Source organism: Telmatospirillum siberiense (assembly GCF_002845745.1).
Classification (GTDB): domain Bacteria; phylum Pseudomonadota; class Alphaproteobacteria; order Rhodospirillales; family Magnetospirillaceae; genus Telmatospirillum; species Telmatospirillum siberiense.
Genome location: NZ_PIUM01000017.1, coordinates 34,672 through 46,340, shown reverse-complemented (window position 1 = coordinate 46,340; position 11,669 = coordinate 34,672). Strand labels below are relative to the sequence as shown.

The 11,669-nt window shown below is 64.2% G+C and carries 11 protein-coding genes; 5 read left to right on the top strand and 6 right to left on the bottom strand.

What is annotated here, in order from left to right:
• Positions 1-200 precede the first annotated feature (200 nt).
• The 5 genes from CWS72_RS14815 to CWS72_RS14795 all read left to right on the top strand — a co-directional run bounded on the left by CWS72_RS14815 (position 201) and on the right by CWS72_RS14795 (position 2,728).
• A complete protein-coding gene (locus CWS72_RS14815; RefSeq protein ID WP_101251398.1) occupies positions 201-563 on the top strand; it encodes an AtpZ/AtpI family protein in 363 nt (120 codons plus the stop codon).
• A gap of 12 nt (positions 564-575) precedes the next feature.
• Positions 576-1,298, top strand: a complete 723-nt coding sequence (locus CWS72_RS14810) for a F0F1 ATP synthase subunit A (RefSeq protein ID WP_101251397.1) — start codon at positions 576-578, stop codon at positions 1,296-1,298.
• A gap of 74 nt (positions 1,299-1,372) precedes the next feature.
• Complete coding sequence (locus tag CWS72_RS14805; protein WP_101251396.1) at positions 1,373-1,597, top strand: F0F1 ATP synthase subunit C; 225 nt, start codon at positions 1,373-1,375, stop codon at positions 1,595-1,597.
• Between the two features lie 97 nt (positions 1,598-1,694).
• A complete protein-coding gene (locus CWS72_RS14800) occupies positions 1,695-2,186 on the top strand; it encodes a F0F1 ATP synthase subunit B family protein (RefSeq protein ID WP_101251395.1) in 492 nt (163 codons plus the stop codon).
• Positions 2,186-2,728, top strand: a complete 543-nt coding sequence (locus tag CWS72_RS14795) for a F0F1 ATP synthase subunit B family protein (protein ID WP_101251394.1) — start codon at positions 2,186-2,188, stop codon at positions 2,726-2,728. Before CWS72_RS14800 ends, CWS72_RS14795 begins: the two co-directional genes overlap by 1 nt.
• Positions 2,729-3,007: 279 nt before the next feature.
• On the opposite strand, the gene CWS72_RS14790 is transcribed toward CWS72_RS14795, so the two are convergent.
• The 6 genes from CWS72_RS14790 to gcvPA form a co-directional block, all read right to left on the bottom strand.
• Positions 3,008-4,279 (bottom strand): aspartate aminotransferase family protein, encoded by a 1,272-nt coding sequence (locus CWS72_RS14790; protein WP_101251393.1) that lies wholly within the window; start codon positions 4,277-4,279, stop codon positions 3,008-3,010.
• A gap of 4 nt (positions 4,280-4,283) precedes the next feature.
• Entirely contained in the window at positions 4,284-5,348 is a 1,065-nt protein-coding gene (locus CWS72_RS14785; protein WP_101251392.1) for a phosphotransferase, read from the bottom strand.
• Complete coding sequence (locus CWS72_RS14780) at positions 5,345-7,696, bottom strand: tetratricopeptide repeat protein (RefSeq protein WP_101251391.1); 2,352 nt, start codon at positions 7,694-7,696, stop codon at positions 5,345-5,347. Before CWS72_RS14780 ends, CWS72_RS14785 begins: the two co-directional genes overlap by 4 nt.
• 4 nt (positions 7,697-7,700) lie before the next feature.
• A complete protein-coding gene (locus tag CWS72_RS14775; RefSeq protein WP_241911736.1) occupies positions 7,701-8,699 on the bottom strand; it encodes an ion transporter in 999 nt (332 codons plus the stop codon).
• 135 nt (positions 8,700-8,834) lie between these two features.
• Positions 8,835-10,325, bottom strand: a complete 1,491-nt coding sequence (gene gcvPB, locus CWS72_RS14770) for an aminomethyl-transferring glycine dehydrogenase subunit GcvPB (protein ID WP_101251390.1) — start codon at positions 10,323-10,325, stop codon at positions 8,835-8,837.
• Positions 10,322-11,668: an aminomethyl-transferring glycine dehydrogenase subunit GcvPA gene (gene gcvPA, locus CWS72_RS14765; protein ID WP_101251389.1), complete on the bottom strand. Its 1,347-nt coding sequence runs from the start codon at positions 11,666-11,668 to the stop codon at positions 10,322-10,324. Before gcvPA ends, gcvPB begins: the two co-directional genes overlap by 4 nt.
• Position 11,669: the final 1 nt, after the last annotated feature.

The following is an 11,669-nucleotide window of genomic DNA, read 5'->3' as shown; positions in this document are numbered from 1 at the left end:
AATATTTTTCAATGACTTATTGGAATATTCGAATAAGAAATCGAACCATGGCCGATGCAATTTCATGTCGTCGCGCCTTGGTGCTTTTCGTGCCTTGGACCCTCTATGGGTTGTGGTCTTGACAGTCTGAAAAGCAAATCATATGGTGCCCGCGCCTTTGGCCTTATCACGGCCGAACGGGGGGCCGGGAGCGGACCAAAATGTCGGACGAACCCAGGGAACCCCGCCCGCTCGATGATTTCGACGACCGCCTGCGAAAAGCGCGCGGACTGCGAGAGGTCGAGACCCGGAGGGAGACGTCGCGTGGCGGCGGGATGACAGGCATGGGCCTGGGCTTTCGCATCGCCACCGAATTGGTTGCGGGTATCGCCGTGGGCACCCTTCTGGGGTATGTTCTCGACGGTTGGCTCGGTACTCGACCTTGGTTGATGGTGGTGTTCCTGTTTCTGGGTGCGGCCGCCGGTACGATGAACGTCTATCGCGCCGCCAAAGGCTTAGACGACGCAGTCGGGCTCGGTGAAGCGCAAAGACGCAAGGAACGGGATCGAACGAACGATTCATAAGAGAGGCAGACGGTGGCTAATCCGGTCGAACAGTTCAAGATTCAACCTTTGGTCCCTCTTGAAGTCGGTGGAGTGAACCTCTCCTTCACCAATTCCGCACTCTTCATGGTGGTCTCCATCGTTCTGGTCACCGCCTTTCTCACGCTTTCGGTTCGCGGTCGCGCGCTGGTCCCCGGCCGATGGCAATCGCTGGCCGAGATCTTCTACGAATTCGTCGCCAATATGATCCGCGACAACGTGGGCAGCGAAGGGCGCAAGTATTTCCCCTTCATCTTCAGCCTGTTCATGTTCGTGCTGTTCGGCAATCTGCTCGGCATGATCCCCTACACCTTCACCTATACCAGCCACATCATCGTCACCTTCGGTCTGGCGGTGGTGGTCTTCGTCGGCGTCACCATCATCGGCTTCGCCCGCCACGGCTTCGGCTATCTGCGGATGTTCTTCCCGCATGGAGCGCCTTTGGCGACCGCCGTCATCCTGGTGCCGATCGAACTGATTTCCTATTGCTCGCGTCCGTTCAGCCTGGCCATCCGCCTGTTCGCCAACATGACCGTCGGCCATATCATCCTGAAGGTGATGGCCGGGTTCGTGGTGGCTCTGGGCGTCTTCGGCATCGTGCCCATGGCCTTCCTGGGCGGCGTGACCATTCTGGAGTTCGGCATCGCCGTTCTGCAGGCTTATGTGTTCGCCATTCTCTCCTGCATCTATCTGCATGACGCCATCCACATGCATTGAAGCGGGCATCTAGCGACGCTCGGCGGGCCGAGATCGGATTTGGTGGTTTTTTCGTTTCAAGAAAGGGAAGTTCTATGGATCCTCAAGCTGCAAAGATGATTGGTGCGGGTCTGGCTGCCATCGGCATGATCGGCTCGGGTATCGGCGTGGGCAACATTTGGGCCAGCCTGATCGCCACCGTCGGCCGCAATCCGGCCGCCAAGACCAGCGTCGAGCTTTACGGCTGGATCGGCTTCGCGGTGACCGAAGCTATCGCGCTGTTCGCCCTGGTCGTCGCCCTGATTCTGCTGTTCGTCTAAGGCGTTCAGCCCGCGGATATTCCGGAGCCCCCTTTCGAACGGGGGCTCCGGCGATCCGTTTCATGGCCGCACTTCGCGAACAGGAAGCCTTAAAGCGATGCCTCAGTTCGATCCAACCTTCTTCTCGACACAGCTTTTCTGGCTGTTCGTCACCTTTACCCTGCTCTACGTGCTGATGTCGACGTTGGCCATGCCGAAAATCGGCGCGGTCCTGGAAGAACGCCAGCGCAAGATCGACGACAATCTCGACAAGGCCGCCCAACTGAAAGCCGAAGCCGAAACGGCGATCGCGCTCTATGAAAAGGCCCTTGCCGAATCGCGCGCCCAGGCCCAGGCGATCCTGCGGTCGGCCGGCGACGAAATGACGAAGCAGGCCGAGGAACGTCAGAAGCTGCTGGGCGAGCGCCTGGCTCAACAGGTCAAGGCCGGCGAGGCGCGCATCAATGCCGCCAAGGAGCAGGCTCTGACCCATGTGCGCGACATCGCCACGGAGGCGGCCAAGACGGCCGCCGCCAAGCTGACCGGCGTCACCCACGAGGATGCCACGGTCGCTCAGGCGGTCGCCGCCGCTCTCGAGGAGGGTCACTGATGTTCATCTCGATCGCACAGGCGGCGGAAGTCGCGGCGCATCACGGCGAACATGGCGGCGTCTTCTCGGAAGCCGAAACCTGGGTCGCCATCACCTGGCTGATCGTCGTCGTCCTGGTCGCCCGTCCGGTTTTCCGGGCCATCACCGCCGCCCTCGATCTGCGGCGCGAGAAGATCCGGGCACGTCTGGAGGAAGCCGAACGCCTGCGCACGGAAGCCCAGGAGATGCTGGCCACCTACCAGAAGAAGCAGCGCGACGCCCTGAAGGAGGCCGAGGCCATTATCGGCCAGGCGAAAGCCGAAGCCGAGCGGTTGGCCGCCCAGGCGGAGGCCAACCTAGACGAGCTTCTGCGCCGCCGCGAACAACAGGCCGTCGAACGCATCATCCAGGCCGAGGCCGAGGCGCTGCGCGAGGTGCGCAACAAGGCGGTGGACATCGCCATCGGCGCCACCCGCAAGCTGATCGCCGATAATCTGTCGTCCGATCAGGCCTCTGCCCTGATCGATCAGGCCATCAAGGATCTGCCGAACAGGCTGCACTGAGCCGACTCCATCCATCAAGACCCCGCGAAAAACGCACCGTGGAAATCCACGGTGCGTTTTTCGTCAGGGCCAGTCGTCATGCCCGCGAAAGCGCCAAGGCATTCCATATCTTGAATTTCATCGTCTTATCAGTGCATTGCCCGCTTTGGATAAAACGGTGGCCGGTGCCACTCGTAGGATTGCATCATCCCTGGCTGGCGAACGACACACTTTTCTCCACAGGAAAAAAGATGTGCGCATGCAAGGGCACGAAAGCGGGAATAACGGAGTGATGCGGATTTAACGCTCTCTGCTCTGGGCGCCGGCGCATCGCGACAGGCTTTTATCCAGCGCTTCGACGAGTTCCTCCACATGCGCCGCCTGGAACGCCAGCGGCGGCCTGATCTTCAGCACATTGGAAGCGCCGCCGCAGACGCCGATCAGCACGCCGTTGCGCGCCATATCGTCCGTCACGGCCTTCGCCAGATCGGTGGCGGGCTCGCGGGTTTCCCGATCCGTCACCAGCTCGATGCCGCGATAAAGGCCCGTTCCCCGGATGTCACCGACCGAGGGATGGCCGCGCAGCGACGAGAGACGCTCGGACAACTGTTCCCCGAGCCGGGCGGCATGCCCGGGAAGATCCTCGGACTGAATGGTTTCCAGCACCGCCAACCCGACCGCGGCCGAGACCGTATTGCCGCCGAAGGTATTGAAATAGCGGGATCGGGCACCGAAAATATCCAGCAGATCGCCGCGCGTCACCACGCCGCCGATCGGATGGCCATTGCCCATGGGTTTCCCCAGGGTCACCAGATCCGGCACCAGGGAATGACGCAGGAATGACCACATGCGGCCCGAGCGCCCGAAACCGCCCTGGACCTCGTCGGCGATGAACAATCCGCCGGCGGCGCGAACCGCCGCCACCGCCTCATCCAGATGATCGACGGGATCGAAGAAAAGGCCGTCGCTGGCGAAAGTGGTGTCCACCAGCAAAGCCGCCACGCCGATCCCGGCCCGCCGCATGTCGGCGACGGCGGCGGCGACGGAACGCCCGAAGGCGGCACCGACATCGCCCTGCCCGCGATAGCTGTCGGGCGGCGGCACGGTCCGCACCGTGGGCGCGGTCGGCAGTCCGAGGGACGGCGACATCGCGGCCAGCAACGCCGTCACGCCATGATAGGCGTTCGCCGTCACGATGACGCCGTTGCCTCCGGTGGCCGTCATGGCGATACGCAGGGCCAGATCGTTCGCCTCGCTTCCACTGCAGGTGAACATGGCGCGGATGAGCGGATCGGGGAAGGTCGCCACCAGACGCTCGGCATAATCCAGGACGGCATCGTGCAGATAGCGCGTATGGGTATTGAGCAGCGAGGCCTGCCGGGCGAGGGCTTCGACCACCGCCGGATGGGCATGGCCCAAAACCGGCACATTGTTGTAGGCATCCAGATATCGGCGGCCATCGGCGTCGAAAAGCTCGACGCCCTTGCCGCGCACCAGATGGAGCGGTTCGGCATAGAACAGGCGATAGGCCGGACCGAGCACCCTGCGGCGGTCCAAAAGCGACTGGGTCATCCCGCTAAAGTTCCTTCTTAAAAAACGCCTGCCAGTCCCGGTCATCGGCGATCCGCCAGACCGGCACCAGCTTTTCCATGAGATCCCGCGCTTCCCTGTTGCTGCGCAGGATGTAAGCGCCATTTTCGGGAAACTGCCTGGCCCGCCATTCGCTGATCAGGATACGATCGATCAGGCGCGCCAATATGAAATCCAGCAGCAGGCGGTATTCCAGATCCTCCAGCGGCGTCACTTCGGCGAAGCCGGACACCACCATCCGCAACGCCGCCAGCGGATCGTCGCCCGATAATTGATAAGACGCCGCGATGGCCAGTTCGCAGAGCAGCGGCGCCTCGATCATGTCGCCGAAATCGAGCACTCCGGAAATGCGATCCGGCTGGCCCGGCTCCATCAGCATGTTGCTCCGCGAAAGATCGTTATGGATGACCTGCCGGCGCAAACCGGCCAGGCGAGGCTTGGTGACCATTTCGAAGTGGCGCAGGAATTCGCCGATCATGCCGCTCACCGCCGAGGGCTCCAGTTCTTCGGCCAGTTCGGCAAGCTCTCCGACGTTGCAGAGATCCCAAAGATTCAAGCGGGCCGCGCTGGCATGGTGAAATCCGGCAAGCGCCTTGGCGATCCGCGCCGCGGTTCGCCCGACCGACCGGCGGAGAGCGTCATTGAGGCCGTGGGCCAAGGCCAAATCACCCGCCAGATAACTGTAACAACGCCCCCGGACGGGCAATCCGGCGGTGGTCGTCGCATGAAACACCCGTTCATCCAGGCATGTCATCCTGCCGAGCGGCACGGCCACCCCGTCCGGTTCGCCGGCCAGATGATCGAGCGCCGCCGCCTGCATGTCGGCTTCCGCGTCCGGTTCGGCGTCATTGATGAATTTCAGAACCCAGGACGGGCCGCTTTCCGGCCGAATCAGGAAATTCCGGTCCCGTTCCCCGGACAGAAGTGCCACGGACCCTTTGAGTCCGTAGAATTCCCAGGCCATCCGCGCCGCCTCGTCGGAGGAAACGTCGGGGACCGGAGTTTCGAACAGGCGCCGCGCCTGGGACAGGAGGGGTGAATTTCGTGTCATGGAGAAATCCCTGGCAACTGGGCGAGTTCAACCTTCACCCGATCGATGACCGAGGACCAATCCCCGGCGATTGGTTGCCGGAACAGCCTGAGCGAGGGATACCAGGGACTGTCCTCACGCTTCCTCAACCAACGCCAGCAGGGATCGGATCGGTCCAGCAACCAGACCGGCTTACCCAGCGCCGCCGCCAGATGGGCGACCGCCGTGTCGACGGAAATGACGAGATCCAGATTGGCGATCAGCGCGGCGGTATCGGCGAAATCCTCCATCTCCCCCATGAAATCGGTGAGGGCGAGGTCGGACGGAGCCCCGGGACCATCCTTCTGCAAGCTGAAAAAGCGGATACCGGGCAGGTCGAACAACGGACGCAAGCGCGCGGGATCGAGGGAGCGGCGGCGGTCCACGGCGATCAGTTTGGGGGAATGGAACCTGGCGCTTCCCGCCCAGACCACGCCGACACGCGCCCCCCCGCCGGGCAACGCGGCGAGACGGGAGCGCCAGAAGGCGACAAGATCGTCCTCGGCCCGCAGATAGGGTATCGCGCCCGGTATGCTGGCGAGCGTCGTGCCCAGCGCCAGGGGCATGCTGAGCATCGGACAATGAAAATCAAAGGACGGCAGATCACCGCCGGCCGCCACCACTTCGATGCCCGGCAGACTCCGCAGCAGCCGGACCAGCGGTTTCGGCACCTCAAGAATCACCTTCAAGCCACGAGCGGCCGCCAGCGGCGCATAGCGGCAGAACTGCAGGCTGTCGCCGAAACCCTGTTCGGCGTGGATCAGCAAGGTCCGCCCGGCCTCGGCCTCGCCCCGCCATTGCGGCTTTGGAAAATCGCGGCGATCCGGCCCCAGCAGATCGGTCTGCCAGCGCCATTCGAATTCCCTCCAGCCCGCCTCCAGATCGCCGCCCGCCAACAAGGCCATCGCCAGATTCTTATGCGTCTCGGCATCGTCCGGCCGGATGGCCAGCGCTCTCCGAAAAGAGAGCGCCGCCTCGTCGAGATCGCCCCGGGCATAGAGCGCGATGGCAAGATTGCCGTGGGCATCGGGAAGATCCGGCCGCGCGGCCAGGGCCCGGCCATAGGCCGCCACCGCCGCCTCCAGGCGCTCCGCCTCCTTGAAGGCGTTACCGAGATTGCTGTGCGCCTCGGCCAGGTCGGGCCGCAGAACCAGGGCCCGGCCATAGGACACCATCGCTTCGTCCAGACGCCCCAATTCCTGAAGAACGACGCCCAGATTGCTGTGCCCCTCGGCGTAACGGGGGTTCTCGGCCAAGGCCCGGCGGAAAGAGGCCACCGCCGCCGCCGGCTTGCCCTGCATCTGAAGGACGAGGCCCAGGCCGTTATGCGCCTCGGCCAGATGGGGATTGCGCTCCAGGGCCCGTGCGAACGACGACGACGACTCCTCCAACCGGTCCCGCCCCTTGAGAAGGGCGCCGAGATTGCAGAGCGCCCCGGCATCGTCGGCGTTTCCGGTCAGGGCCCGGCGAAAGGCCTCCTCCGCCTCGTCATATTTGCCCTGCGCCTGGAAAACGAGGCCCAGATTGTTGTGCACCTCGGCCAGATCGGGGTTCGCCGCCAAGGCCCGGCCATAGGAGAGCACCGCTTCCTCCAGCCGTCCCAAGCCCTTGAGCACCGTCCCGAGATTGCCGTGAGCCTCGGCGTGCTTCGGGTCGCGCTCCACCGCGCGGCCATAGGAGAGAACGGCCTCCTCAAGGCGGCCTTGCTCCTGGAGGACCAGGCCCAGATTGTAATGGGCCTCGACGTAATCCGGCTTATGCCCCAACGCGCGGCCATAGGCGTCGGCGGCCTCCTCCAGACGCCCCAGGCTTTTGAGGGCGATGCCAAGATTGTAATGCGCCTCGGCCAGGTCGGGACGATGGGCCAGGGCCCGCCCGTAGGAAGCCACCGCCTCCTCCGGACGTCCCAGGTCCTGCAAGGCGATGCCCAGATTGCTGTGCGCCTCGGCATAATCCGGCTTCCGGGCGATCGCCTTGCCGTAGGAGGCCACGGCCTCGGGGAGACGATCGAGCGCCTTGAGGGCGAGCCCGAGATTATTGTGAAAGGCCGGCGCGCTGGGGTTCCGCGCGATGGCCTTGCCGATCAGATCGGCGGCGACGTCGTTGCGGCCGACCTGATGGGCAAGGACGCCAAGAAGATGAAGCGCATCGGCATGGCGGGGATCGATCGCCAGGATCTGACGATAGAGGCGGTCGGCCTCGTTCAGATAACCGGCCTGATGATGGCGAAGCGCCGCGTCCAGCAACGCCTGAATCTCCGGCGCCGCCCCAGGCGGCGCGCCGAAGCCCGGATTGTGCTTCTTCTCCAGGCGCCGTTGCTTGCGGTTCATCGGCTCATCCCAACGGATTCCGGTGAATCGGCTCGCCGCAATGCGGACAGTGCAACTGCCCACCCTTGACGCCGTATTCCAGGATGCGGGCGGCCTCCTCCGGAGTGAGGCCGAGCGCCGCGCGGGTTTCCTCGAGCAACCGTTTCTCGCGGCGTGTCACCCGCCCGTCGCGCACCACCTTGTCCACCGTTTCCAGATATTCCTCGCGCCGCTGGCGCAACTGCTCGCTGAAGCCCGACGCCAGCACACCGGCGGGAAGGGCGATCATGCCGACGCCGATGACGGCGGTGCATGCCCCCACCACCCGCCCGAGGGCGGTTGCCGGTATCATGTCGCCGTAGCCGAGCGTGGTCATGGTCACCACCGCCCACCACATGGCCGACGGGATATCGGCAAAAACATGGGGTTGGGCGGGATGTTCCAGCATGTACATCAGGCTGGAAACGAACACCAGGATGACCAGGAAGACGAACAGCATGGCGCCGATGGAGCGGGCCTCCTGGCGCAGCACATCGACCATGATGCCCATCGCCTGGGAATAGCGGCTCAACTTGAAGACGCGCAGCAGACGCAGGACGCGCATGGCGCGCAGGTCGACGTCGAAGAAGAAGCCCAGATAGAACGGCACGATGGCGACCAGATCGACGATGGCCATCGGCGTGAAGATGAAATGCAGGCGGCCGAAAAAGGGATGGCGGAAGCGCGGCTGGTTGATTTCCACCGCAGTCCACACCCGCAACACATATTCCACGGAAAAGATCGCCACGGAAAAACGGTCGAAGGCGTGAAAGATATGACCATGAACGATGGCCAGGTTCTCAACGGATTCCAGCACCGAGAAGATGCAATTGACGGTGATCAGGCTGACCAGGGCGTAGTCGACCAGCTTCACCCACGGATCGCTATGCCCCTCGCCCCCCAGCATATGATAAACGCGCCGACGGACTTTCCGGTACCGCGTCGCACGGCGCGGGGTATTGGCGCTTGCCGCAGGAGTCATCATCCGCCTTCGAAAATCCCAATGGATTCCAGCAGTCTACAGCAGGGGAGCCGTCAACGGAATGGGGCTGGAGCGGCGAAGGACCGCCGCATCGGGAGGGGGGCAACGCCGCTTGAGAGCCCGCCCCCCCTCTGTCCTTTACGCCTCCACCGGACGCCACCGCAAGATCGGCGTGCGGGCGGCGGCGGTTTCATCGAGGCGGCGGCGCGGTGTATGGACCGGGGCCGCCTTGAAGGCTTCGCTTTCCCCCGCCTTGGCCCGCCGGGCCAGATCGCGCACGACGGCGATGAACTGGTCGAGCGTGTTCTTGCCCTCCGTCTCGGTCGGTTCCATCAACAGGGCGCCATGCACCACCAGCGGGAAATACATGGTCATCGGATGGAAGCCCTCGTCGATCAGCGCCTTGGCGAAATCGAGCGTGGTCACCCCGCTGTCCTTGAGGAACCGATCGTCGAACAGCGCCTCGTGCATGCAAGGGCCGGCAAAGGACGGGCTAAGCTCGTCGGACAATTCGGCCAATAGATAATTGGCGTTAAGCACGGCGTCGGAAGAGGCCTGGCGCAGGCCGTCGGCCCCCATGGACATCATATAGCTCAAGGCCCGGACGAAGACGCCGAACTGGCCGTGATATCCCTTGATCCGTCCGCAGGGCTTGGCTCCCGACCCGGCGGCATGCTCGATCAGGCGAAACCCCTTGTCGTCGTGAACGACGGCCGGCAGGGGGGCGAAAGGCGCCAGCGCCGCCGACAGCACCGTCGGACCGGCGCCTGGACCGCCGCCGCCATGCGGCGTCGAGAAGGTCTTATGCAGATTGATATGCATCACGTCGATCCCGAGATCGACGATGCGCACCCGTCCGACGATGGCGTTGTAGTTGGCCCCGTCGCAATAGAAATAACCTCCGACGGCGTGAATGGCCTCGGCGATTTCCAGGATGTCGCGCTCGAACAGGCCGCACGTGTTGGGGTTGGTCAGCATGACGGCGGCCACGTCGAGGCCCAGCTTGGCCTTCAGGGCGGCCAGATCGACCCGTCCCTCCGCCGTGGCGGGAATCGCATCGACGGCAAATCCGCAAGCCGCGGCGCTGGCCGGGTTGGTCCCGTGGGCCGATTCCGGCACCAGCACGCGGGTCCGGCGTTCACCGCGATCCTCGAGCGCCGTCCGGATGGTCATCAGCCCGCAGAACTCGCCATGCGCTCCGGCCGCCGGACTCATGACGATGGCCGGCATGCCGGTCAGGGTCTTCAGCCAATGCGCTGTCAGGTCGATCAGTTCCAGCGCCCCCTGCACGGTGCTTTCCGGCTGGAACGGATGGATGTCCGACAGGCCGGGCAGGCGCGCCATCTTCTCGCCCAGCCTGGGGTTGTGTTTCATCGTGCAGGAACCCAGCGGATAAAACACCGTGTCGATGCCGAAATTCTTCTGGCTGAGCCGGGTATAGTGGCGCACCACCGCCGGCTCCGAGAGATCGGGCAATCCGATCGCCCCTTGCCGCCGCGCGCCCCCCAGACGATCGTCGAACGGTTCGGGCTCGGGCAGATCGACACCGCACCGTCCGGGCGTATCCTGTTCGAAAATCAACGGTTCTTCGAGGAACATCCCACGGCTTGCGCCGATATCGCCGCTCATGACAGCACCTCGGAGAGGGCCTGGACGAGACGATCCATCTCGTCCTCGGTCGTCGTCTCGGTGGCGGTCAGCAGCAGGACCTCATCCAGTTCGGGATAGGACGGATAGAAGCGCGATGCCGGTACGCCGGCCAGGATGCCCCGCCCGGCCAAGGTCTCGACCACCGGAGCGGCCGACTTCGGCAGAAGCACCGAGAACTCGTTGAAGAAGGTCTGGTTGAGCACGCGGATCCCTTTCACCCGGCGAAGCTTGTCCGCCAGGGTTACCGCCTTGGCGTGGTTGATCTCGGCCAGGCGGCGGAATCCCGTTTCGCCCAGCAGCGACAGATGGATGGTGAAGGCCAGGGCGCACAGGCCGGAATTCGTACAGATGTTGCTGGTCGCCTTTTCCCGGCGGATATGCTGCTCGCGGGTCGACAGCGTCAGAACCCAGCCACGGCGTCCGTCGACGTCGACGGTCTGGCCGGCCAACCGCCCGGGCATCTGACGCAGATATTTTTCGGCGGTGGCGAACAGACCCAGGCCGGGGCCCCCGAAGTTCAGGCCGTTGCCGATGCTCTGCCCCTCGCCGACGACGATGTCGGCGCCCATGGCGCCGGGCGGCGCGATCAGGCCCAGGGAAACCGGCTCGGTCACGGCGACCACCAGCAGTACCCCTTCGGCATGACAGGCCGCCGCCAGGGCCGAAAGATCCTTGACCCGTCCGAAGAATCCCGGGTTCTGCACCACCACGCAGGCGATGTCGGGGCCGATGCGGCCCAGCAAATCCTCGACGTCCAGCGGATCGGGGTCCAACGCCTCGACCACCAGCCCGCTATATTGCAGGGAGGTCGCCGTCACGCTGCGATAGTGGGGGTGCAGATTGCCGGACAGGAGGATGGTCTTGCGCTTGGTGACGCGACAGGCCATGGCGGCGGCCTCGGCGGTGGCGGTAGCCCCGTCATACATCGAGGCGTTGGCCACATCCATGCCGGTGATCAAGGCCACCTGGGTCTGGAATTCATAGAGATATTGCAAGGTGCCCTGGCTGACCTCCGGCTGGTAGGGAGTGTAGGAGGTCAGGAATTCCCCGCGCTGGATAAGCGCATCCACCGCCGCCGGAACATGGTGGCGATAGGCCCCCGCCCCGATGAAGAAGGGGGCACGTCCGGCCGGAAGATTTTTTTCGGCCAAGGCGGAGAGCCGGCGTTCGACGTCCATTTCCCCGGCGCTGAACGGCAGATCGACGGGAGCCTCCCGCCGCGCCGCCGCGGGCACGTCGGCGAAAAGATCATCGACCTTGGCGACGCCGATGGCCGCCAGCATGGTTTGCCGGTCGGCTTCGGTGAGCGGCAGATAGCGCATC